The sequence below is a fragment of the Enterococcus sp. DIV1067f genome (assembly GCF_050543505.1).
Lineage (GTDB): Bacteria > Bacillota > Bacilli > Lactobacillales > Enterococcaceae > Enterococcus_D > Enterococcus_D entomosocium.
Genome location: NZ_CP172940.1, coordinates 2,663,982 through 2,690,378, shown reverse-complemented (window position 1 = coordinate 2,690,378; position 26,397 = coordinate 2,663,982). Strand labels below are relative to the sequence as shown.

Genomic DNA, 26,397 nt, shown 5'->3' with positions numbered 1-26,397 from the left:
GCAGGCTTCCGATAAAAAGGAAACCTGCCTTTTACACTTAGTTATTTGCTAAAACATACTTGTTGATTACTTCTGCCACACCGTCTTCTTCGTTTGATGCAGTTAGGACATCTGCGGCATTTTTCACGTTTTCAGTGGCATTGGCCATCGCCACACCGATACCAGCGTATTCCACCATGGTTAAATCATTTTCGTTATCGCCGATCGCCATGACTTCTTCTTGTTTGATGCCTAAGTGCTCCGCCAATTTTTTGACAGCAGCCCCTTTATGGGCTTGTTTATTTAGAACTTCCAAGAAGTAAGGAGCACTTTTGACCACATTGTAATTGTCCGTCAAACTGCTCGGCAATTGTGGGATGATCTGATCAAGTATTTCGGGATCATCGATCATCATCATTTTGATGATATTCAAGTCAGCAGTCATTTCTTCTGGTGTCCGATATTTCAATGGCATGTTGACTAAGAAGGCTTCATAAATCGTATAAGGACTGATATCGCGGTTAGCGGTATACATGGTATCTTCGGTTTCTACATGAAGATGAACCCCTAATTTTCTCGCAGTCATCTCAACAAAGAGATAGTCATCTTGGGACAAGCCGAATTCAGAGATGATCTCTTGGTTTTTGGTTTTTTGAACCAAAGAGCCATTATAAGTAATAACGAAATCATTGTCCGTAAATAAGTCTAGTTCCTTTAATAAATCTTGGACACCAGTTAAAGGGCGTCCCGTACACAAAACGATGCGTACACCTTGCTTTTCAGCGTCTTTCAATGCCTTGTAAACGGCTGGGGTGATCTTGCGGTCGTTGTTCAACAGGGTACCATCGATATCGATGGCGATCAATTTGATACTCATAAGTTCCTCCTAGTGGCTTGGTTTGATCAAAGCACCATTGCGAATGTGCTTGGCAAACTCTTGATACGTCTCTCCAAATAAATCATAGTGATTTTGGATGTTGGGGTCAATCATTTCTTTTGGAAAATAAAAGCGTTGGTCACCTTGGGTTTGTCCCGCTAAAGCTGCAACTAGCTGACTGGCTTGGGATAATTCCACAAGGGAACCATCTTTTTCCTGTAATTCGATTTGTGTCCGATGTTTGCCTGAAGTCGGCCGATAAAAATCATAAGGCAGATCGAAGCTTGAATTGATGGCAGTATAATAGCGGGGATTGAAGCCGACTTTTTCCACCAGTCCCTGCATTTCTTCAATCATCGGCAACTGCGTCTCATCGTCAAAGCGGGCGGATTTCAACGGTTTACGATTTAAGAACCGCTTGGCCAAATCGCTGAGGATCGGATCATTTTCTTCCGTCCATTGGGTAAAGTAGGTATTCAGAACGCCATCGTCGAGTTTCAAGTATTCATCTAAGGTGAATTCTTGTTTTAAAAATGGGAGAAGCAGCTGCGAATGGCCTTGAAACAATTCTGAATCCACTTGATACAGTTCTGCAGCTCGATCCAGCAAATGGGCTAAGATCACTTCCATCCCTCGAGAACTCGCATGGAAATAAACTTGCACATACATCTGGTAACGACTGACGATGTAGTCCTCCACAGCGTGCATGCCATTCATAGAAAAAGCAATACCGCCTTCGTACGGACGAATCACTCGTAAAATTCGGGTCAGATCAAACGTGCCGTATTCAGTGCCGGTAAAATAAGCATCGCGCAGCAAGTAGTCCATCCGATCAGCATCGATTTGACTAGAAATCATTTGAACGACTTGAGGATTTGGATAAGTTTTAGTGATAACACTTGCGACTTTCTCAGGAAATCCAGCTTCCACTCGGTTCAATATCTGATGAACTTCCGTTTCAGGAGAAGTAATGATCGCCACTGTGATGGCTTCATGGTCTGTATGGAAAATGTGCTCAAAGGTGTGGGAGTATGGTCCGTGGCCCACATCATGAAGCAATGCTGCACACAAGGTCACTAAACGCTCTTTATCATCCCAGCCGTTTGGTCCGACTTTTTCAAGGGAATAATTGCGTTGGAAAATATCGCAAATGCGACGGCTGATTTCATAAACGCCCAAGGAGTGAGAAAAGCGGCTATGTTCTGCTCCGTGAAAGGTAAAGGAAGCAGTTCCCAGCTGTTTGATGCGCCGCAAACGCTGCACTTCTTTGGAATTGATCAAATCTAAAATCACTTGGTGCTGTACATGGACATAGTTATGAACAGGATCACGAAATACTTTTTCTATCGCTAAGGTTTGATATTTATATGGTAGGCTCATCGCTAAACTCCTTTATTGGTTGGTTTCGCTTTTCCATGCCAGCTAAGCGTTGCTGCATTTGTTCGCTAAGGTTATTTTCTGTCAGCCATTGATCCAGTGATTCAAGCGGATATAGGGATTGGTCTGTGATCAAGGGAAGCAGGGCTTTTTGCAAGCGGTCAGTCACCTCGTGTGTGGTAAACTTACGGCCGAGGGCCGCTTCTAAAGTGGTCATGCTCGCAGGATTGACGACTGGATAGCCATCTGTACCAAAGCGCTCTTTCAAACCTGCTTGGTAAAAACGACGAACGAGAGAGCCGCGGGCTGGTTGGTCGCCGTTGACACTCAGATACATCATGACAGCCACGCCGTCTTTGATTCGTCGTTGTGCTGTACCAGCAATTTTTTTCCCATCAATACTCAGGTCATAGGTGCCTGGGCAATACGAGTCAGCAATTTCATAAGCCAAAATTGTCCGCTCAGGAAAGGCGGTTTGCAGCAATGTCGCCATCATTTCATAGGCTGCATCTGTGGTGGCAGCCAAATGTTTAGGGAAGATGAGGGAGACATTCAAAATACCGGCATCATTAATTACACCAAGCCCCCCTGAGTTGCGGATGATCGAGGCATAGCCAGCTTCTTTCAAAACCTGCAGACCATCTGTCAAAAAAGGCAGCCGGGTATCTTTCATTCCTAAAATCATCGTATCGGACAACAGCCAAAAATGACAATAAACTTGTTCAAGTTTGCCAGCAGCTTCGGTGGCAACATCGGTGAAAGCAAACGGCTCATAAGGATTGTGGATACGTGGTAAGGTTTGATCCATTATATAGATAGTCAAATCGGTTAAACTCCTTTAAAAATACCTGTTATCCTTATTATATACGATTCTTGGAAAATTACTTGGAGAAAAGAATGAAAACTTGCTTTTGTTTTCGCTTTTTTATTTTCAATGAAGAAATAGACCAAGGAGAATCAACTGAAATGATTGACAAACGAATGAAAAAAAGCAAGAATGAAACTGAAATCTTCAAAGGAGGCACACGTACATGCAAGAATTATCAAAAGGAATCCCAATCTCGATTCATTTAACAACCAATGTACGTCAAGCAGGGGAAACAGAGAACTTTCTGTTTGATCTGCAAGGACAAGCAGTCAAGATCGGTGATACCTTATATCTCCGTTACAAAGAGATCCAGCCAGACGGCACCGACATTCCCGTTACGATGAAAATTATGCCAGACGGATTGATTCAATTGATTCGCTCAGGGGAAATGCGCATGCGCTTGAAATTTTCTTATAAGGAACGTTTAGAGACGAGTTATCAAACCCCGTATGGCTTGATGATGTTCCACACCTTCACCAATCACTTGCACGTTAGCTTGAAAGACCGTCCATACTCGGGAAAGATCGATATCGATTATGACTTGTTCATGGCTGCTGACAAAGTCGGCGAATACAAACTGTCTTTAGAATTTACCGCTTAATCAAAGGGAAATTGAAAGAAAAAATTGCAATTTGAGACGTAATTTTGTATGATTAGGAGTAGACTGTGAAAGGACGTGTCCCGTTTGGAAATTAATGTATTTGAAGGTGTAAATAAAAACGAATTGTCGATGATTGAAGTTGCCCATGCGATTTTAGAGCAGCGCGGTGACGTGATGGATTTTTCTGATTTGGTCAACCAAATTCAAAACTATCTTGAAACTTCAGACAGCGAGATTCGTGATTCATTGGCGCAGTTTTATACAGACTTGAATATCGACGGTAGTTTTATTTCTTTAGGCGACAATCGTTGGGGCTTACGTTCATGGTACGCCATTGATTCGATCGATGAAGAAGTCAACCATGGCATCGAAGACGAGGATGAAGATACACCACGTCGTCGCAAACGTAAAAAAGTCAATGCCTTTATCAACGATGATGAAGATGCAATCGATTATAACGATGATGATCCTGAGGATACTGATTTGTCAGATGACGAAGAAGATGATCTCTTTGATGATGATGATGACGAGGATGAAGAAATCTCGGCATACAATTCAGACTTGCAAGAAATCGGCGCCGACAATAGCACCGATGATGAAGAAGAATTACCTGACAGCATTGAGGAAGATCTCACCATTATCGATGACGATGATGAAGATGATTTTGCGGATGAAGAGGAAGAAGAGGAGTAATCCTCTTCTTTTTTTCGCCTTATGGCTGCAAGCAGCTTTTAATCGTTGAAGGACGAGTTCGCCTTCTTACATAGATACAAATAAAAAAGGAACCGCATCAGCGGTCCCTAAGTGCTTTTGAATTATTGATTTGAATCGAGTATACTTGTAACGAAAAGAAAAAACGCGCCTTGAGGGAATCGAACCCCCGTCTCAAGAACCGGAATCTTACGTGATATCCACTACACTAAAGGCGCGAAGCACAAATATTAGTTTAACCAATTTCAGTGAAAAAAACAAGAGGTAGAATGATGAAATTTCAACAGCAATTTTCACAACAACAAAAACAGACGCAAAAGCTTGCTATGACGCAGAAATTACAGCAATCGATCCAAGTGCTGCAATTTTCCGCAGACGAATTATTGTCCTTCATAGATAACCAGGCATTAGAAAATCCGTTGATTGATCTGGGGGAATATGATTCGCCCATCACACTAAGCAAGAGCAGCGGCTCGTCAGAACAAATAATGGATTACTTAAGCCAGATCCCTGATCAGCACACGTCTTTATTCGAACACCTCATTGATCAAGTCCATTTAAATTACCGCGACACCTTTTTGCGGACGATCGTTTTATTTTTAGTCGAGTACATTGATTTAAACGGCTTTTTGACGATTGATTTGGAAGAAGCTGGGAAGCTTGTCGGGGGGACGCCGATCCAAATGCTTGATGCTTTAACCTTGATCCAGCAACTGGATCCGGCAGGAGTCGGTGCTCGTGATCTAAGAGAGTGTTTGATGCTGCAAACGGAAAGAGATGACTATGCGCCGCCAATGGCTTATCTCATTTTAGAAGAATTCTTCACGGAAATGGCAGAGCGCAAGTGGGACAAAATCAGCAAAGCGCTGCAGATTCCATTAACTGAGATTCAAAAGGTCTTTGATTATGTTCAAACATTGACCCCCACACCAGGGGCGGCGTTTGGGTCGACCGATGGGCTTTACATCGTTCCTGACCTGCGAGTGACGGTTGAAAAAGGACAACCGATCGTGAAATCGAACAAACGCGCCTTACCAGAGGTTCGCTTTCAGCAGCAGTACTTTGACCAATTGAAGCAAAGCGGTGATCCAGAAGTCTTAAGTTATTTAGACAATAAAGCCCAAGAGTTCGAGTGGTTAAAGAAGACCTTGCTGCAACGAGGGGATACCATCTATCGTGTCGGGGTGCAGATCGTTGCGCGGCAAAAGGAGTTTTTCACTCAACCAGATCGACCATTAAAGCCATTGGTTTTAAGAGAAGTTGCCGAAGAATTAGGAATTCATGAATCAACGGTCAGCCGGGCAGTCAATGGGAAATACTTGGAGACCTCCTTTGGGGTGTTTGAATTAAAACTATTCTTTGGACAGAAAGTTTCGACGCAAGAAAGCGGTGATGACCTGACGACGGCATCGATCAAACAGCAGCTAAAAGCACTGATCGATGAAGAAAATAAAAACAAACCATTGTCAGACCAAAAGTTGACAGATGCCCTCAAAGCCCAAGGCATCGATATTTCTAGACGAACGGTGGCAAAGTATCGTGAAGCCATGAATATCCCTGGTTCTTCCAAGCGGAAACGATTCGAGTAAAGCAAAACTTACTATTAACGATGAGTAGGGAAGGCAGCAAAGCCTTTCCTTTTTTTATCGATCCTTTCCTCTTTTTCAAATTATGACGATTTTATGAAAAGCAAGATTTTGTGACTGAAATAGTTGCGTATCAAGGCGATAAGTGCTACTATTATTGGTGTAGGAAACAGATTTAAATTTTTTTTGCAATCGATGGGTCATTTTAAGTCATTGTAGGACGAAAATTGTCCAACGGGAGGATATAAAATGCTCGATGAATTAAAATTGATTGAGGCAATCACCCCGGATATTCTCGCTGTACTCCAGGAACGTTACCGTATCTTAAGAAATATTTATTGGATGCAGCCCGTTGGCCGCCGGACACTTTCGGAAAGTTTATCAATGACGGAACGCGTGTTGAGGACGGAAACAGATATCCTTAAAAAGCTGAAACTGATCGACTCTTCAAAAAGCGGCATGCAATTGACCGCCTACGGAGAAGAAGTGTACACGAAGATTGGTGCACTGATGGATCAGCTGTTCGGAATGCACCAAATCGAGAAACGATTATCAGAGACCTTTGGCATCGAACGTTGTTTGATTGCGAGCGGCGATGGTGATCGACAACCGAAAGTTATTGCTGAATTTGGCCAATTGCTGAATGAATCGTTGGATCTCTTATTGCCAGAAGGCAAAAACACCATTGCAGTAATGGGAGGGACGACAATGGCGAAAGTTGCCGAGGAATTGGGTAATTTGGAAACCGCCAAACGTCATAACTTGTTTGTTCCAGCCCGTGGTGGTATCGGAGAATCAGTCAACGTGCAAGCAAACTCTGTCAGCTCGGTGATGGCAATGCAGACAAATGGCGATTATCGCTCCTTGTTTGTACCAGAACAATTAAGCATGAACACCTACGAGTTTCTCTTGAAAGAACCCGCCATCGTTGATGTCTTAAACTTGATAAGTCAAGCAAATTGTGTTATTCATAGTATTGGACGGGCGTTGCATATGGCGGCTCGAAGAAAAATGTCAGAACAAGAAATTCTGATGTTGAAACAAAAAAATGCAGTTGCAGAATCCTTTGGGTATTTCTTTAACGAAGCAGGCGAGGTCGTTTACAAAGTTCCTCGAATCGGACTTCAATTAAAAGATTTACAAAAAGTCCCAATCATTTTTGCGGTCGCTGGCGGACAATCAAAAGCCAAAGCGGTCAATGCATACATGAAAAATGCACCAAAACAAACCTGGCTCATCACCGATGAAGCTTGCGCAAATGAGATTTTAAAAGGGGCAACCCTTTAAAATAAATATTTTTATGATTTTCATAAGGAGGAAATCTTAAATGACAGTTAAAGTAGGTATTAATGGATTTGGACGTATCGGACGCTTAGCATTTCGTCGTATCCAAGAAGTAGAAGGAATCGAAGTTGTGGCTATCAATGACTTAACAGACGCTAAAATGTTAGCTCACTTGTTAAAATATGATACAACACAAGGACGTTTCAACGGTACAGTTGAAGTTCACGAAGGTTCATTCAATGTGAACGGAAACGAAATCAAAGTTTTAGCTAACCGCAACCCTGAAGAATTGCCTTGGGGCGAACTAGGTGTTGAAATCGTGTTAGAATGTACTGGATTCTTCACTTCTAAAGCAGCTGCTGAAAAACATTTAACAGCTGGTGCAAAACGTGTAGTTATCTCAGCTCCTGGTGGAAACGATGTTCCAACAATCGTTTACAACACAAACCATGAAACTTTAACAGGTGAAGAAACAGTTATCTCTGGTGCTTCATGTACAACAAACTGTTTAGCTCCTATGGCGAAAACATTGAACGACAAATTTGGTGTGATTGAAGGATTAATGACTACAATCCACGCTTACACAGGTGACCAAATGACTCTAGACGGACCACACCCTAAAGGTGACTTCCGCCGTGCCCGTGCTGCTGCTGCAAACATCGTGCCTAACTCAACTGGTGCTGCTAAAGCGATCGGCTTAGTAATCCCAGAATTGAACGGCAAATTAGATGGTGCTGCTCAACGTGTTCCTGTTGCAACTGGTTCATTAACTGAATTAGTTACTGTTCTTGACAAAGAAGTAACTGTTGATGAAATCAATGCAGCAATGAAAGAAGCTTCAAACGAATCTTACGGTTACAACACAGACGAAATCGTTTCTTCTGATATCGTTGGTATGACTTACGGTTCATTATTTGATGCAACTCAAACAAAAGTTATGACTGTTGGCGACAAACAATTAGTTAAAACTGTTGCTTGGTACGACAATGAAATGTCATACACTGCACAATTAGTACGTACTTTAGAATACTTCGCTAACCTATAAGAGTTGCGAACGACTTTAATTTAAACCATCGCAAGAGAAAGCGGGGAAGCATCGCGCTTCTCCGCTTTTTTTAACAATTATGCTAGGAGGAATCTGTTCATGGCTAAAATGACAGTTCAAGATATCGATTTAAAAGATAAAAAAGTTCTTGTACGTGTGGACTTCAACGTTCCATTGAAAGATGGAGTGATCGGAGATGATACACGGATCAAAGCAGCATTACCAACAATCAATTATGTGATCGAAAACGGCGGAAAAGCAATTCTTTTCTCACACTTAGGTCGTGTGAAAGAAGAAGCAGATAAAGCTGGAAAATCTTTAGCGCCAGTTGCGAAACGTCTAGGCGAATTGTTAGGAAAAGAAGTAACTTTCGTTGATGAAACCCGCGGCGAAAAATTAGAAGCAGCGATCAACAACATGCAAGATGGCGATGTCGTTGTTTTTGAAAACACTCGTTTCGAAGACATCGATGGCAAAAAAGAAAGCAAAAACGATCCTGAACTAGGTAAATACTGGGCTTCTTTAGGCGATGTTTTTGTAAATGATGCCTTTGGTACCGCACACCGCGCACACGCTTCAAACGTAGGGATCGCTTCAACAGGTATCCCAACAGTTGCTGGTTTCTTAATGGAAAAAGAAATCAAATTCATCGGTGAAGCAGTCGAAGAACCAAAACGTCCAATGATCGCGATTCTTGGTGGAGCAAAAGTATCTGACAAAATCGGCGTAATCGAAAACTTGATTCCTAAAGCAGACAAAATCTTGATCGGCGGCGGAATGACGTATACGTTCTACAAAGCAAAAGGCATGGAAATCGGTAATTCTCTTGTGGAAGCAGATAAAGTAGAATTAGCAAAAGAATTGATCGAAAAAGCTGGCGATAAATTAGTATTACCAGTTGATTCAATCACTGCTGCTGAGTTTTCAAATGATGTCCCAACAGAAGAACATACTGGTGATGTTCCTGAAGGACAAATGGGCTTAGATATCGGACCTGAAACCATCGCTTTGTTTGCTGAAACATTAAAAGGCGCAAAAACAGTCGTTTGGAACGGACCTATGGGTGTGTTTGAAATGTCTAACTTCGCAAACGGTACGATCGGTGTTTGTGAAGCAATTGCCAACCTTGAAGATGCAACAACGATCATCGGTGGCGGTGACTCTGCAGCTGCAGCAGAACAATTAGGGTTTGCTGACAAATTTACCCACATCTCAACAGGTGGCGGTGCCAGCCTTGAATTGCTAGAAGGAAAAACACTTCCTGGCCTAGCTGCGATCAACGATAAATAATCAATGACAAGCCGTGCAAAGAATCTCCTTTGCACGCTTGATAACGAAAAGGAGTGCCAGAACATGCGCAAACCAATTATTGCCGGAAACTGGAAAATGAATAAAACTGCGAAAGAAGCAAAAGAATTTGCTGAAGCAGTCAAAACAAAAATTCCTAGCAACGAGACAGTTGACTCTGTGATCGGTTCGCCAGCTTTATTCTTAGAAACATTAGTGAATGCTGCTGAAGGAACAGAATTAAAAATTGCTGCTCAAAACAGCTACTGGGAAAATGAAGGTGCCTTTACTGGCGAAACTTCACCAGCAGCTTTAGCAGATCTAGGTGTTGACTATGTCATCATTGGTCATTCAGAACGTCGTGAATACTTCCATGAGACAGATGAAGACATCAACAAAAAAGCCAAAGCAATCTTTGCAAACGGCATGATCCCAATCCTATGCTGTGGTGAATCTTTAGAAACCTATGAAGCTGGCAAAACAGCGGAGTGGATCGAAGGACAAATCACTGCTGGCTTAGACGGTTTAACAGACGGTCAAGTAAGTAATCTTGTGATTGCTTACGAACCAATCTGGGCGATCGGTACTGGTAAATCTGCGGATGCAAACATCGCAGACGAAATTTGTGGCGTTGTCCGCAAAACCGTTGAAAAATTATACGGCAAAGAAGTTTCAGACAGCGTACGTATTCAATACGGCGGCTCTGTAAAGCCTGAAAACATTGCTGAATACATGGCAAAAGAAAATGTTGACGGAGCATTAGTTGGCGGCGCAAGCTTGCAAGCTGATTCATTCCTAGCATTATTAGATGCTGTAAAATAATTTCATTTTCATGAAAATAACATTTGCAGAATCGTCATTTTTTCACTACAATTAAGTTGTTCGCAAGGGGCATTCCCCTTAAGATAAAACAAACTCAAAGGAGAGACAAAACATGTCAATTATTACTGATGTTTACGCACGCGAAGTCTTAGACTCACGTGGTAACCCAACTATCGAAGTAGAAGTCTACACAGAATCAGGTGCTTTCGGCCGCGGAATGGTTCCTTCAGGAGCTTCAACAGGTGAACACGAAGCAGTTGAATTACGTGATGGCGACAAAGCTCGTTATGGCGGTAAAGGTGTAACGAAAGCAGTTGACAATGTAAATAACATCATTGCAGAAGCTATCATCGGCTACGATGTACGTGACCAAATGGCTATCGATAAAGCAATGATCGCTTTAGACGGAACTCCTAACAAAGGCAAATTAGGCGCAAACGCGATTCTTGGTGTTTCTATCGCTGTTGCTCGTGCAGCTGCTGATTACCTAGAAGTACCTTTATACCACTACTTAGGCGGATTCAATACAAAAGTATTGCCAACTCCTATGATGAACATCATCAACGGTGGTTCTCACTCTGACGCACCAATCGCTTTCCAAGAATTCATGATCTTGCCTGTAGGCGCACCTACATTCAAAGAAGGCTTACGTTGGGGTACTGAAGTATTCCACGCTTTGAAATCAATCTTGTCTAAACGTGGTTTAGAAACTTCAGTAGGTGACGAAGGTGGTTTCGCTCCTCGTTTTGAAGGAACTGAAGACGGTGTTGAAACAATCTTAGAAGCAATCAAAGCTGCTGGTTTAGAACCAGGTAAAGATGTATACCTAGGATTTGACTGTGCATCATCAGAATTCTACGAAAACGGTGTTTACGACTACTCTAAATTTGAAGGCGAAAACGGCGTAAAACGTACTGCTGCTGAACAAGTTGACTACTTAGAAGAATTAGTTAACAAATACCCAATCATCACTATCGAAGACGGTATGGATGAAAACGATTGGGATGGTTGGAAACTATTAACTGAACGCTTAGGCGACAAAGTTCAATTAGTAGGGGATGACTTGTTTGTTACAAATACTGAAATCCTTGAAAAAGGAATCAAAAACGGTATCGGTAACTCAATCCTTATCAAAGTTAACCAAATCGGTACATTGACGGAAACATTCAATGCTATCGAAATGGCGAAAGAAGCTGGTTACACTGCAGTAGTTTCTCACCGTTCAGGTGAAACAGAAGATTCAACAATCTCTGATATCGCTGTTGCAACAAACGCTGGCCAAATCAAAACTGGTTCTCTTTCACGTACTGACCGTATTGCAAAATACAACCAATTACTACGTATCGAAGACCAACTTGGTGAAGTTGCTGAATACAAAGGCTTGCAAGCTTTCTACAACTTAAAAAATAAATAATCTTTCGATTATTGCTTTGCTCTGAAAGAGCAGCGGTTGATTTAACAGTCAGCTGCTGCGATTTCAGAGCTTTTTTGTTGCCTCGATTAATTCAGTGCAGACAATGACCAATCATTTAAGATAACAGAAGGTAGTCATTTCTTCTTTATTTTCTTTTTCAAAAAAAAGAAATTATAGTTCTGACTTATCAAAATCCTATAATAAAAGAAAATAGTTTTTAGGAGAAAAAAATGGCTTATGATTATTTGATCGTTGGTACAGGTCTTTTTGGCTCAGTTTTTGCTCATGAAGCAGCGAAACGGGGACATACAGTGAAAATGTTGGAAAAACGGACACATATTGGCGGTAATTGTTATACAGAAAAACAAGCAGGAATCGACGTACATAAATATGGTGCGCATATTTTTCATACATCGAGTAAAAAAATTTGGGACTATATCAATCAGTTTACTGAATTCTATCCCTACATTCATGCTCCTATTGCAAACTATCAAGGCGAGCTATATAATCTTCCTTTTAATATGAACACATTTTACCAACTGTGGGGAACCAAAAATCCTGCTGAAGCTCGTACCAAAATAATGACTCAAATTGAAAAGACAAGAATAAAAAGACCACGAAATTTAGAAGAACAGGCTCTTTCTTTAGTCGGACCAGACATCTATCATAAGCTGATCAAAGGCTACACTGAAAAACAGTGGGGACGAGAATGTGATCTTCTTCCTTCTTTTATTATCAAAAGGCTGCCGATCCGGTATACCTTTAACAACAATTATTTTACGGATATTTTTCAAGGAATACCTAAATTGGGTTATACACAAATGATTCAAAAAATGCTTACACATCCACTGATTGATGTTTCTTTAGAGATTGATTTTTTTGCAGATCGCACACGACATGAAGCCTCTTCTAAGAACATTGTTTATACTGGAATGATTGATCAATATTTCGATTATTGTTATGGCGAGTTGGCCTATCGGTCTTTACATTTTGAAACTGAAGTCTATAACACGGATAATTACCAAGGAACAGCCGTCATGAACTTTACAGACAGTCAAACGCCCTATACGCGAATCATTGAGCATAAACATTTTTGTCCAGTGGTGTCAAAAAGAACAGTTATCACTAAAGAATACCCGAAAGAGTGGAAGAAAGGAGATATTCCTTACTACCCAGTTAACGATCAAAGCAATAATGCATTGTATCGCAAATATGAAAAATTAGCGCAACAGCAAAAAAATTGTTTGTTTGGTGGGCGCCTAGCCAGCTATCGCTATTATGATATGGACGATACGATCGCAGCTGCTTTAAAGCTTGTCCAACAGGAATTTCAAGTGGAGTAACCTCTTCTATTGGAGAGGTTGCTTTTTTTTGTCCCGATTCTGGGACAAAACGTAACTTTTTTACTAGCTATGAAATAATTAGTTATCCTATCTTCTAAATAAATAGGACTTGGGGAAGTTTATAAAACATTTTTACGAAAGGGGAGAAAAATAAACGTAATGAGTAAAAAGAATAATTATCGAAAGTTGTTACGCTCCAATAAAAGTGAACGCTACAAGATGTATAAAAGCGGAAAACATTGGGTCTATGCAACGATCACTTCTTTTACTGGCATTGCTGGATTGAGTATCGCGCCAATCGTGGCACATGCTTCAGAAATCACACCGCCATTAGATGCAAGTAAAGAAGCAAATGCCGAGAATGTCTTGGCAAATAAAACGACGACCAAAATACCGGCTTCATCGACACAAGAAAGTGAAGCTACTTCTCAATCTGAAAGCACACAGCCATCGGATAGTTTTTCTGAATCCGAAAGTATTACCCAGTCACAAAGTGCAACAGAGTCAACTAGTTTAACCGAATCACAGAGTGTGAGTGATTCAGAAATTGAAAACAATGTTACCACTATTGAAGAATCCCAAAGCACTTCTGAATCAATGAGCCTTTCCGAGGAGGAGAGTGTGTCTGAATCAGAGAGTTTGAGTATCTCAGAAAGTACCTCTATTTCAGAAAGTGGTTCGTTGTCGTCAAGTGCATCAGAATCGACTAGTCTATCGATGTCACGATCTACCAGCGTCTCTCATTCAACGTCAGTAAGTCAAAAGAACCCACCAAAACAAACAGTCTCCGAAAAAAATAAAGTAGAATCGCAAAAAGCACAAGAGCTCTTTGATCAATTAGTGCCGAAGAAAGTACAAGCGTCGGTTGACACTACAACGAATTCATTAGAGATAGTAGTCAAAGATGGCAATTCACCAAGTACATCTTTGATACGGGCAGCGCAACAATATGCTAGTGCCAATAATTTGATTGCAAGTTTTGCAATTACCACCCAATCGGGGCAGATCATTAAAATCAATGTTTCTGCAGATCCGGATATGGGTCGAGAAGAATTTGAGCAGGCAATCAATGATGGAAATAAAACCAATTCACCTTCTGGGGTAACAGTTGATGTGCCAGACCAAGTGAAGAATAAAGATTTATATAAGCAAACCGCTATTGCTAATGGCACTTATGCCGCAGTTACTGACTGGGCTACCTTAAAAGCAGCATATGGAAATTCTTCGATTACCTATATCGAGGTAACCGCCAATATTACAGCGGCTACCAATGTGGCAACTCGTGATTTGGGTTGGCGCGAAACGAGTGTGATTATTGACGGGAATGGTTTTACAGTCAATATGGCAGGAGCAGCGTTTAATGTAGGGGCAAGTTCTACGGTTCGCGGTTCTATTTTTACGATCACAAATATTAACTTGATTCATTGGCAGTCAGGCACCAACTCAGGAGACAGTGGGACAGGTACAGCGGACGCTGTGATCGATTCAAGGTCGGCAACAGGTGGTTATGGATACTGGTACTTCAATATCGATAATGTCACTCTCGAAGGACGAGATGGTGTTAGCGGAACAGATACTGCTTATCAACCACGACGACTACTGGATGCTGAGGATAGTCAAGTGACTTTATCAGGCAAAATCGTTGCCAATGTAAAACAAGAATTGATGCAAATTGGGGAAGTAGCTATCGCTAACGGATCCCATGTAGAGTTGAATCGAACAGCTGGTACCACTGGTTATTCCATGTTTTACTATATGGCCATCCGAGGGAACAATGCGAGTGATACAGGATTCAACCATACCTTTAAAGTAGGTGATGGAGCGACAATTATTGGGAACGAACTTAGTACCTATAATAGTAACAACTATCCCCTTGTCTATTATGGATTTAACTCAATCACTGTTGGAGATGACGTAACCTGGAAACAAGACGGCTTCCAAATGCTCCTTGATTTTTCTCGTTATTCAGGAAGTCAATCAAATGACCGAACTGCAACTTTTGGACAAAATTTACAAATGACGGCTACGCGTACAGTAGGTTCTAACTCGCTGAATGTCACAAATAGAGCGGTTGTTACATTTAATGCAGGAACGGTACTTGATTTGCAACAATGGAATGCCAATACTGTTGTAAACGTTGATTCTGGCGCAACCATTCGCTTTATTTCACCGCGAGCATTGCACTTAGCACGTTTAACTTCTTCAGGAGCTGTTTCGGCTGGCCGATTGATTACAGGTTCGGGAACATTTGTCATGAATAATTCTCAGATTAGTACATGGCAAGGCAGCAGTAGCCAAACCGCTGCTCCAGAAGGAAACCGTAACTTAAAATTCGTAGAGATGACTATTTCAGGTACGACAACCACCATTAAAGATACGGCTGGAAATGTTACTACATCTAATATTGTAGATACTTCTACCCGTGAATTAGCGACTGTTGCTATTGCACCAGGAACTGTAACTGTAAACTATGTTGATCAGTATGGCAATATTATCAAAACTGTTGATATGCCAATTGATCCAGACGTTAATTACATTGGTGAGTATCTTGATTTGCAAACGTTGGAGTATGCCAATGATCTAATGCCTGATAATTATATGTGGGCAATTGGTACTCAAGTCGCTAGTTCTGCGAAAAACGATGGCCAAAGTGGCGGAGATAGTACGACTAATGCCGATAATGGGGATAGTTATGGACAAGCGACAGTTGCGATCGTTCCGATGGAAAACACCAATTATACCTATAATATTTATGTATACGGTGTTGCTAATAATTCGGTTCAGTACCAATATGTTGACGTTAAGACAGGTCAAGTGATTTCTTCTGAGTACATGAATGCTGGTACCGAAGCTTCAGGAACAGATAGAGTTCCTGCAAACTACGGGAATGTTATTGATTGGACCAATAGTTACTATACTTCGACGAATTTACCTCCTGGTTACTATTATGCAACAGGTACAGTATTAAATGGCAATGTACAGCCTGGATCTACTACAGTAGGAACAGGTGCGAGTCTAACCACTATTTACGTTGTAGCAGATACACAAACAGTCAATGTAACATTTGTTAATTCAGATGGTCGTCCATTACAAAACCAAACTGGCACAGTTGCCATCAATGGGACGACCGGCCAAGAAATAAGTTATGAGGATTTAATTGCGGATTACCTCACTCAAACCGGTTATTATGCAGATCAAACAGGGACATTTGTTTTTGATAATACTAGCAATAATGGTAGTACGACAGATAGTGATCAACAGTTTATTACGATCACTCTCTATCCGTCTTATCAAGAAGTCGGTGTCGTTGGAAATAATCAACCGGAATCAGATCCTGCTACAGGGGAAGCATTTGAGCAAATCCCGGGAACAGTCACTGTTGGAAAATATGGTACTTCTGGCGTTTCAAACGAAAGTATCACTCTTGGTGTAACAGATGCAGATTTAGAGAGAAATGGATATATTTATACGGTTACAGGACCAGATGGAGTAGTCTACAATACATTAGCGGAAGCTATGGCTGCCAATCAAACTTTTGATACCACCAGCAATGGAGCATCTCAAATGGATTCTTCACCTCAGATGTTCACGGTCAATTATGAACAAGATCCGGTATCTTTGTCTACTTCAGAGTCTGTTTCGGGAAGTGAATCATTATCAGAATCCATTATTACTTCTACTTCAGAATCAGAAAGTGTTTCTCTTTCTCAATCGATTTCAGAAAGTGACTCTTTATCAGAATCGATCTCTGTTAGTGATTCAGAAACAATGTCTACATCAATGAGTGAGTCTGTTTCAGTTTCAGAATCAGAGAGTGACTCATTGTCATCGTCTATTTCAGAAAGTGAATCTGATATGAATGATTCGACATCTGAATCATTATCAACATCAATCTCTACTTCAACTTCTTTAAGTGATTCAGAATCGGTTTCGATCTCATTGAGTGACTCAGAATCAGCGTCTCTTTCAACAAGTGAATCTATTTCAGTGTCGGACTCAGAGAGTGGCTCGTCATCGACCTCTATCTCAGAAAGTGAATCAATGTCTCTTTCAATTTCGCTTAGTGATTCAGAATCTTTATCAGAATCCCTATCTGAAAGTATTTCAACATCGATTTCATTGTCGGATAGTGATTCAATGTCAGAAAGTCTTTCAGCATCAGAATCGTTATCCATATCAGCTAGTGTTTCTGAGTCAGATTCAGAAAGTGATAGTTCTAGCTTTAGTGCCTCTGTTTCTGGATCATTGAGCAACAGTACAAGTGATTCTGAAAGTTTATCTTTATCTGAGTCAGTATCAGTTTCACTCTCGCAATCACTCAGTGAATCCACTTCACTATCATTGTCAGAGAGTGATTCAGTATCAGAAAGTATTTCAGCATCAGAATCATTATCTGTCGCAATTAGTGAATCTGATTCTTCTTCGCTTAGTGAGAGCATTAGTTTCAGCGAATCTATTTCTGATTCATTGAGTGCTAGCATGAGTTTATCAGAAAGTTTATCGGAATCAGACTCGATCTCAAATTCAATTAGTATGTCGATGTCATTGAGCATTAGTGAAAGCAATAGTGAGTCTACTAGCGAATCAGCAAGCTTCAGTGGCAGCACAAGTGTAAGTAACAGTGATTCCACAAGTGTAAGTACGTCAGCTAGTGCTTCAACATCTGTAAGTATTAGCGAGTCAATCAGTACCAGCACATCAGTTAGCGATTCATTATCATTAAGTAACAGTGAGTCAATGAGTTTGAGTACCTCGCTTAGTGATTCATCCTCATTGAGCGCCAGCATTTCGACATCATTAAGTGCAAGTGACTCTGCAAGTTATAGCGGCAGTACGAGCGTAAGTAATAGCGATTCGGCAAGCGAAAGTATATCTGCAAGTAATTCACTTTCAGTAAGTATTAGTGAGTCAACAAGCCTGAGCACCTCGATCAGTGATTCATCATCATTGAGCACAAGTGTTTCGACATCCCTAAGTGCGAGTGATTCAGCAAGCTTTAGCGGCAGTACAAGTGTAAGTAACAGTGATTCGACAAGTACAAGTACGTCAAATAGTGAATCAACATCTACAAGTATTAGTGAGTCAACAAGCCTAAGCACATCAATTAGTGATTCATCATCATTGAGTACAAGTGTTTCATCTTCCCTAAGTGCGAGTGATTCTGCAAGTTACAGTGGTAGTACAAGTGTAAGCAACAGTGATTCGACAAGTACAAGTATGTCAAGCAGTGAATCAACATCTGCAAGCATTAGTGAGTCAACAAGCACCAGCACATCGATCAGCGATTCGTTATCAGTAAGTACAAGTATCAGTAACAGCGAATCAGCAAGCCTGAGCACATCAGTCAGTGATTCATCATCATTGAGCACAAGTATTTCGACATCTCTAAGTGCGAGTGAATCAGCAAGCTTTAGCGGCAGTACAAGTGTAAGTAACAGTGATTCGACAAGTACAAGTACGTCAAATAGTGAATCAACATCTACAAGTATTAGTGAGTCAACAAGCCTAAGCACATCAATTAGTGATTCATCATCATTGAGTACAAGTGTTTCATCTTCCCTAAGCGCGAGTGATTCTGCAAGTTACAGTGGTAGTACAAGTGTAAGCAACAGTGATTCGACAAGTACAAGTATGTCAAGCAGTGAATCAACATCTGCAAGCATTAGTGAGTCAACAAGCACCAGCACATCGATCAGCGATTCGTTATCAGTAAGTACAAGTATCAGTAACAGCGAATCAGCAAGCCTGAGCACATCAGTCAGTGATTCATCATCATTGAGCACAAGTATTTCGACATCTCTAAGTGCGAGTGAATCAGCAAGCTTTAGCGGCAGTACAAGTGTAAGTAACAGTGATTCGACAAGTACAAGTACGTCAAATAGTGAATCAACATCTACAAGTATTAGTGAGTCAACAAGCCTAAGCACATCAATTAGTGATTCATCATCATTGAGTACAAGTGTTTCATCTTCCCTAAGTGCGAGTGAATCAGCAAGCTTCAGTGGTAGTACAAGTGTAAGCAACAGTGATTCCACAAGCGCAAGTACGTCAAGCAGTGAATCAACATCTGCAAGCATTAGTGAGTCAACAAGCACCAGCACGTCGATCAGCGATTCGTTATCAGTAAGTACAAGTATCAGTAACAGCGAATCAGCAAGTGAAAGTACGTCAATCAGCGATTCTGCATCATTGAGTACAAGCATTTCGACATCCTTAAGTGCGAGTGATTCTGCAAGTTACAGTGGTAGTACAAGTGTAAGTAACAGTGATTCGACAAGTACAAGTACGTCAAATAGTGAATCAACATCTACAAGTATCAGTGAGTCGACAAGCTTGAGCACATCAATTAGTGATTCATCATCATTGAGTACAAGTGTTTCATCTTCCCTAAGTGCGAGTGAATCAGCAAGCTTCAGTGGTAGTACAAGTGTAAGCAACAGTGATTCCACAAGCGCAAGTACGTCAAGCAGTGAATCAACATCTGCAAGCATTAGTGAGTCAACAAGCACCAGCACATCGATCAGCGATTCGTTATCAGTAAGTACAAGTATCAGTAACAGCGAATCAGCAAGCCTGAGCACATCAGTCAGTGATTCATCATCATTGAGCACAAGTATTTCGACATCTCTAAGTGCTAGTGAATCAGCAAGCTTTAGCGGCAGTACAAGTGTAAGTAACAGTGATTCGACAAGTACAAGTACGTCAAATAGTGAATCAACATCTACAAGTATTAGTGAGTCAACAAGCCTAAGCACATCGATCAGTGATTCATCATCATTGAGTACAAGTGTTTCTTCTTCCCTAAGTGCGAGTGAATCAGCAAGCTTTAGCGGCAGCACAAGTGTAAGCAACAGTGAGTCCACAAGTACGAGCACGTCGATCAGCGATTCATTATCAGTAAGTACAAGCATCAGTAACAGTGAATCAGCAAGCCTGAGCACATCAGTCAGTGATTCATCATCATTGAGCACAAGCATTTCGACATCCCTAAGTGCGAGTGAATCAGCAAGCTTTAGTGGTAGCACAAGCGTAAGCAACAGTGAGTCGACAAGCGCAAGTACGTCAGTGAGCGAATCAACATCTACAAGCGTTAGTGAGTCAACAAGCTTGAGCACATCAATCAGTGATTCATTATCATTGAGTACAAGTGTTTCGACATCTCTAAGTGCGAGTGAATCAGCAAGCTTTAGTGGTAGCACAAGTGTAAGTAATAGTGAGTCCACAAGTACGAGCACGTCGATTAGCGATTCATTATCAGTAAGTACAAGCATCAGTAACAGCGAATCAGCAAGTACAAGCACATCAGTCAGTGATTCATCATCATTGAGCACAAGCATTTCGACATCTCTAAGTGCGAGTGAATCTGCAAGCTTTAGTGGAAGCACAAGTGTAAGCAACAGTGATTCCACAAGTACAAGCACGTCGATCAGCGATTCATTGTCTGTAAGTATAAGCATTAGTAACAGTGAATCAGCAAGCCTGAGCACATCAGTCAGTGATTCATCATCATTGAGTACAAGTGTTTCGACATCTCTAAGCGCGAGTGATTCTGCAAGCTTCAGTGGTAGCACAAGTGTAAGCAACAGTGAGTCGACAAGTACAAGCACATCAATCAGTGATTCATCATCATTGAGTACAAGTATTTCAGCATCCCTAAGTGCGAGCGATTCTACAAGCTTTAGTGGTAGCACAAGTGTAAGCAACAGTGATTCCACAAGTACGAGCACGTCGATTAGCGATTCATTATCAGTAAGTACAAGTATTAGTAACAGCGAATCAGCAAGCCTGAGCACATCAGTCAGTGATTCATCATCATTGAGCACAAGTATTTCGACATCTCTAAGTGCGAGTGATTCTGCAAGCTTTAGTGGCAGCACAAGTGTAAGCAACAGTGAGTCGACAAGTACAAGTACGTCGATCAGTGATTCACTATCATTGAGTACAAGTATTTCAGCATCCCTAAGTGCGAGTGATTCAGCAAGTTTTAGTGGTAGCACAAGTGTAAGTAATAGTGAGTCCACAAGTACAAGCACGTCGATTAGCGATTCATTATCAGTGAGTACAAGCATCAGTAACAGTGAATCAGCAAGTATAAGCACATCAATCAGTGATTCATCATCATTGAGCACAAGTATTTCGACATCTCTAAGTGCGAGTGATTCAGCAAGCTTTAGCGGCAGTACAAGTGTAAGTAACAGTGATTCCACAAGCGCAAGTACGTCATCGAGCGAATCAACATCTACAAGCATTAGTGAATCAACAAGCAACAGCACATCGAACAGTGATTCCTCATCATTGAGTACAAGTGTTTCGACATCTCTAAGTGCGAGTGATTCAGCAAGCTTTAGTGGTAGCACAAGTGTAAGTAATAGTGAGTCAACAAGTACAAGTACGTCGATCAGTGATTCATTATCAGTGAGTACAAGCATCAGTAACAGTGAATCAGCAAGTATAAGCACATCAATCAGTGATTCATCATCATTGAGCACAAGTATTTCGACATCTCTAAGTGCGAGTGATTCAGCAAGCTTTAGCGGCAGTACAAGTGTAAGTAACAGTGATTCCACAAGCGCAAGTACGTCATCGAGCGAATCAACATCTACAAGCATTAGTGAATCAACAAGCAACAGCACATCGAACAGTGATTCATCATCATTGAGTACAAGTGTTTCGACATCTCTAAGTGCGAGTGATTCAGCAAGCTTTAGTGGTAGCACAAGTGTAAGTAATAGTGAGTCAACAAGTACAAGTACGTCGATCAGTGATTCACTATCATTGAGTACAAGTATTTCAGCATCCCTAAGTGCGAGTGATTCCGCAAGTTACAGTGGCAGCACAAGCGTAAGCAACAGTGAGTCCACAAGCTCAAGTACGTCAGTGAGCGAATCATCATCTACAAGCGTTAGTGAGTCGACAAGCCTGAGCACATCGATCAGTGACTCATCATCACAAAGTGCAAGCATTTCGACATCATTAAGTGCGAGCGATTCTACAAGCTTTAGTGGCAGCACAAGTCTAAGCAACAGTGATTCCACAAGTACGAGCACGTCGATTAGCGATTCATTATCAGTAAGTACAAGTATTAGTAACAGTGAATCAGCAAGTATAAGCACATCAATCAGTGATTCATCATCATTGAGTACAAGTGTTTCGACATCTCTAAGTGCGAGTGATTCAGCAAGCTTCAGTGGCAGCACAAGTGTAAGCAACAGTGAGTCCATAAGTACAAGCACGTCGATCAGTGATTCATCATCATTGAGCACAAGCATTTCGACATCTCTAAGTGCGAGTGATTCAGCAAGCTTTAGTGGTAGTACAAGTGTAAGCAACAGTGACTCGACAAGTACAAGCACGTCGATCAGCGATTCATTGTCTGTAAGTACAAGCATTAGTAACAGTGAATCAGCAAGCCTGAGCACATCAGTCAGTGATTCATCATCATTGAGTACAAGTGTTTCGGCATCACTAAGTGCGAGTGATTCTGCAAGTTACAGTGGTAGCACAAGTGTTAGCAGTAGCGAGTCCACAAGCGTAAGTACGTCATTAAGTGATTCATCATCGCTAAGTACAAGTATCAGTAACAGTGAATCAGCAAGTCTGAGCGCATCAATCAGTGGTTCATCATCATTGAGTACAAGTATTTCGGCATCCTTAAGTGCGAGTGATTCTGCAAGCTTTAGTGGTAGCACAAGTGTAAGCAATAGCGACTCCACAAGTGCAAGTACGTCGATCAGTGATTCATCATCGTTAAGTACAAGTGTAAGCAACAGTGACTCGACAAGTACAAGCACGTCGATCAGTGATTCATCATCGTTAAGTACCAGTGTGAGTGATAGTGATTCGACAAGTACAAGTGCCTCAATTAGCGATTCAATGTCTGTAAGTACAAGCATCAGTAACAGTGAATCAACAAGCTTGAGTACGTCCATCAGTGACTCTTCGTCATTGAGCACAAGTAGCTCAGTATCACAAAGTGCGAGCGATTCTACAAGCTTTAGTGGTAGCACAAGCGTAAGTACTAGTGAATCAACAAGTGCAAGTACGTCGATCAGTGACTCGTTATCTCTAAGCACAAGTACTTCGTTGTCATTAAGTGCGAGCGATTCTACAAGCTTTAGTGGCAGCACAAGTGTAAGCAACAGTGAGTCAACAAGTACGAGTACGTCATTGAGTGACTCATTATCAGTAAGTACAAGCATTAGTAACAGTGAGTCAGCAAGTATTAGTACTTCACTAAGTGATTCATCATCATTGAGTACTAGTGGTTTAATGTCACAAAGTGCAAGCGACTCTGCAAGCTACAGCGGTAGCACAAGTACAAGTAATAGTGAATCAACAAGCATTAGTACGTCTGTGAGCGATTCACGGACTAGTGAAAGTCAAAGCTATAGCAGCAGTACTTCAGCCAGCTTGAGCATGAGTACTAGTGTCAGTACTTCGGTTAGTGACTCTGCTTCAATTAGTACAAGTAGCAGTAATAGTGAATCGAATAGTTTGAGTACGTCAATTAGTGATTCACGTTCAAGTATGAGTGAAAGCTTTAGCAGCAGTACCTCAGCAAGTATTAGTCTAAGTACTAGTGACAGTACTAGCTACAGTAGCAGCACCTCAGCAAGCATAAGTACAAGTACTAGCGATAGTACAAGTATTAGTAATAGTGCTTCTGAAAGTATGAGTGAAAGCTTGAGTATCAGTACATCAATGAGCGACTCATCGTCAATCAGTGCTAGCTTGAGCAATAGCGATAGTCTTTCAGAAAGCAGATCACTAGCAAGTGAAAGTCAAAGCTACAGTAGTAGTACTTCTGCGAGTCTAAGTCTCAGCACAAGTACTAGCAGTTCATTAAGTGATTCATCGTCAACTAGTGCGAGCGACAGCTACAGTTTGAGTAATAGTTTGAGCCAATTGACAAGTGACTCACTTTCCGAAGGTATTAGTTTAAGTAATAGCCTAAGTAATAGTTTCAGTCAAAGTACTTCAGCTAGCACGAGTTTGAGTTCAAGTACAAGTCTAAGTGAACAATTATCTCAATCAGTCAGTGCCAGCGAGTCACGGAGTGATAGCCTAAGCTATAGTAGCAGCACATCAATTAGTACGAGTGAAAGTAGCAGTACTAGCTTGAGCGAATTACTATCTCGTTCAACCAGTGCCAGTGAATCACGGAGCAATAGCTTGAGCCAAAGCACAAGTACTTCGTTGAGTGGCAGCAACAGCTCTAGCTTAAGTTTAAGTGAAATGAACTCTCAATCTAGCAGTGCGAGCGAATCACGGAGTGATAGTGTAAGCAATAGCATGAGCACATCAACTAGTGACAGCTTAAGTTCTAGTACGAGTGTAAGTGATTTACTTTCTAGATCAGAGAGTGCAAGTGAATCTAGAAGTGATAGCCTAAGCTATAGCGGTAGCACGAGCGTAAGTAACAGCTTAAGTTTAAGCGCGAGTCTAAGTGATTTACTATCTAGATCTGAAAGTGCCAGCGAATCACGTAGTTTCAGTACGAGTGATAGTGCAAGCACATCACTCAGCAATAGCGATAGTGCAAGTGATAGCTTAAGCGATCTATATTCAAGATCGAACAGTTCTAGCCTTTCAACCAGTGACAGTACAAGTACAAATGATTCTGTCTCAGCAAGTGCTAGTGAGAGCACCAGCATTTCACAATCTACTAGTACAAGTCTAAGCGAATCGGCATCAATCAGCACATCGCTTAGCGAAAAACAAGAAGTGATTGAATCTCAAAGTGTGAGTGCTTCGACAAGTGATTCACAAAGCTCTAGCACCAGTGAATCAGTTAGCGTCAGCATCAGTACTAGCGAAAGCGAGCGGAATAGTACGGAAGTTACACCTAGCGAATCAACCTCCATTAGCGAAAGCATTAGTACAAGTGAAAGTGTCCGAGATTCCGAATCGGTTAGTTCAAGTGACAGTACAAGTTTGAGTCAATCTATGAGTACGAGCGATCAAGCCTCCGCTTCTGAAAGTACAAGCAACAGTTCTAGCATTCGTGATTCTGAGTCTGAAAGCGCAAGTATTTCTACGGAAGAAAGCCGCAGCTTCAGTACAAGTGAGTCGATTTTTGCAAGTGAGAGCACATCAATCAGTCAAAGTGACAGTACAAGTATGAGCGAATCAGCTAGTGAAAGTACTAGCATTAGTGACAGTGAACGTGGTTCAATGTCTGATAGTGCAAGTGTAAGTGATTCGACTTCAACCAGTGACAGTAAAAGTGTGAGTGAATCTGTTAGCGAAAGTACCAGCATTAGTGACAGTGAACGTGGTTCAATGTCTGATAGTGCAAGTGTAAGTGCTTCGTCTTCAACAAGCGAAAGCCTAAGTGTGAGTGAATCTGTTAGCGAAAGCACCAGCATCAGCGATAGTGAACGTGGTTCAATGTCTGATAGTGCAAGTGTAAGTGATTCGACTTCAGCAAGCGAAAGCCTAAGTGTGAGTGAATCAGCAAGCGAAAGCACCAGCATCAGCGATAGTGAACGTGATTCAATGTCAAATAGTGCAAGTGTAAGTGATTCGACTTCTATCAGTGACAGTACAAGTGTAAGTGAATCTGCAAGCGAAAGCACCAGCATCAGTGATAGTGAACGTGATTCAGTATCACTTAGCGCCGAATCAAGTGATTCAGGGTCAACAAGCGACAGTCTGAGTGCTAGCAACTCGGCTAGTCAGAGTGAAAGCTTTAGTGCCTCTGATCGAGATTCAGTCTCCATGAGCGCTAGTGAATCAATCAGCGATAGTACCAGCGTGAGTGACTCTGCTTCGCTAAGCACAAGTACAAGTGATATCAACTCTGATATCGTCAGTGAATATCACAGTAATAGCTTGTCTGAGAGTCTATCAGAGCTGCAATCACAATCAACTAGCCAAGATCATTCACTTTCGGCAAGTGAGTCTAACAGCGGCTCTACTTCAACACCATCAAGTTCTGATCAGAACAATGGAGTAAATGGAAATACAATAACGCCAATTGGCAACACAGAAGTAGGGAGTCATACGACCGGTGCAACTGGTTCTACTCTTCCTAAGACTGGCGAATCTGATGCAAGTGGTATTCAAATGTCTCTTGCTGGAATTGCCACGCTGTTAGCTGCTATTGCTTTAATGAAAAAGAAAAAAGATGAAGCAAAGCGTGAAACAGAGTAACTCGTTAGTTTTGTTTTGTGAAGAGCTAGGATAAATTTCCTAGCTCTT

General features: G+C 41.4%; 13 protein-coding genes and 1 tRNA gene. 10 read left to right on the top strand and 4 right to left on the bottom strand.

The window, feature by feature from the left end:
* Nucleotides 1-37: 37 nt before the first annotated feature.
* Genes yidA through IGJ42_RS12325 form a run of 3 tightly spaced genes read right to left on the bottom strand, consistent with a single transcriptional unit; the run spans nucleotide 38 to nucleotide 3,041 of the window.
* Nucleotides 38-856 (bottom strand): sugar-phosphatase, encoded by an 819-nt coding sequence (yidA, locus tag IGJ42_RS12335; RefSeq protein WP_016619757.1) that lies wholly within the window; start codon nucleotides 854-856, stop codon nucleotides 38-40.
* A gap of 9 nt (nucleotides 857-865) precedes the next feature.
* Nucleotides 866-2,236, bottom strand: coding sequence for an HD domain-containing protein (locus IGJ42_RS12330; protein ID WP_008380856.1), 1,371 nt, complete (start codon nucleotides 2,234-2,236; stop codon nucleotides 866-868).
* A complete protein-coding gene (locus tag IGJ42_RS12325) occupies nucleotides 2,220-3,041 on the bottom strand; it encodes a lipoate--protein ligase family protein (protein ID WP_430616153.1) in 822 nt (273 codons plus the stop codon). The genes IGJ42_RS12330 and IGJ42_RS12325 overlap by 17 nt, the downstream gene beginning before the upstream one ends.
* Before the next feature lie 223 nt (nucleotides 3,042-3,264).
* Between IGJ42_RS12325 and IGJ42_RS12320 the strand changes: the two genes are divergently transcribed.
* Complete coding sequence (locus IGJ42_RS12320; RefSeq protein WP_005234346.1) at nucleotides 3,265-3,702, top strand: DUF1934 domain-containing protein; 438 nt, start codon at nucleotides 3,265-3,267, stop codon at nucleotides 3,700-3,702.
* An 84-nt stretch (nucleotides 3,703-3,786) separates the two neighbouring features.
* On the top strand, nucleotides 3,787-4,395 hold the full coding sequence (gene rpoE, locus IGJ42_RS12315; protein WP_005234347.1) for a DNA-directed RNA polymerase subunit delta: 609 nt from the start codon (nucleotides 3,787-3,789) through the stop codon (nucleotides 4,393-4,395).
* Between the two features lie 164 nt (nucleotides 4,396-4,559).
* Here the strand turns inward: rpoE and IGJ42_RS12310 are convergent.
* Nucleotides 4,560-4,631: transfer RNA gene (locus tag IGJ42_RS12310), tRNA-Arg, on the bottom strand.
* Between the two features lie 51 nt (nucleotides 4,632-4,682).
* Between IGJ42_RS12310 and rpoN the strand changes: the two genes are divergently transcribed.
* From rpoN to IGJ42_RS12270, 8 genes are all read left to right on the top strand, one after another.
* A complete protein-coding gene (gene rpoN, locus IGJ42_RS12305) occupies nucleotides 4,683-6,002 on the top strand; it encodes an RNA polymerase factor sigma-54 (protein ID WP_005234348.1) in 1,320 nt (439 codons plus the stop codon).
* A 246-nt stretch (nucleotides 6,003-6,248) separates the two neighbouring features.
* Nucleotides 6,249-7,286 (top strand): sugar-binding transcriptional regulator, encoded by a 1,038-nt coding sequence (locus tag IGJ42_RS12300; protein ID WP_005228675.1) that lies wholly within the window; start codon nucleotides 6,249-6,251, stop codon nucleotides 7,284-7,286.
* Between the two features lie 40 nt (nucleotides 7,287-7,326).
* Nucleotides 7,327-8,328: a type I glyceraldehyde-3-phosphate dehydrogenase gene (gene gap / locus IGJ42_RS12295; protein WP_008380858.1), complete on the top strand. Its 1,002-nt coding sequence runs from the start codon at nucleotides 7,327-7,329 to the stop codon at nucleotides 8,326-8,328.
* Between the two features lie 99 nt (nucleotides 8,329-8,427).
* Complete coding sequence (locus IGJ42_RS12290; RefSeq protein WP_005234355.1) at nucleotides 8,428-9,618, top strand: phosphoglycerate kinase; 1,191 nt, start codon at nucleotides 8,428-8,430, stop codon at nucleotides 9,616-9,618.
* Nucleotides 9,619-9,681: 63 nt separating this feature from the next.
* Entirely contained in the window at nucleotides 9,682-10,437 is a 756-nt protein-coding gene (gene tpiA / locus IGJ42_RS12285) for a triose-phosphate isomerase (RefSeq protein ID WP_008380860.1), read from the top strand.
* A 112-nt stretch (nucleotides 10,438-10,549) separates the two neighbouring features.
* Nucleotides 10,550-11,851: a surface-displayed alpha-enolase gene (gene eno, locus IGJ42_RS12280; RefSeq protein ID WP_005234360.1), complete on the top strand. Its 1,302-nt coding sequence runs from the start codon at nucleotides 10,550-10,552 to the stop codon at nucleotides 11,849-11,851.
* Nucleotides 11,852-12,081: 230 nt separating this feature from the next.
* The gene (gene glf, locus IGJ42_RS12275; RefSeq protein WP_430615619.1) at nucleotides 12,082-13,194 is read left to right on the top strand and encodes a UDP-galactopyranose mutase; all 1,113 of its coding nucleotides are present in this window, start codon (nucleotides 12,082-12,084) and stop codon (nucleotides 13,192-13,194) included.
* Between the two features lie 159 nt (nucleotides 13,195-13,353).
* Nucleotides 13,354-26,349, top strand: coding sequence for a KxYKxGKxW signal peptide domain-containing protein (locus IGJ42_RS12270; protein ID WP_430615616.1), 12,996 nt, complete (start codon nucleotides 13,354-13,356; stop codon nucleotides 26,347-26,349).
* Nucleotides 26,350-26,397 lie beyond the last annotated feature (48 nt).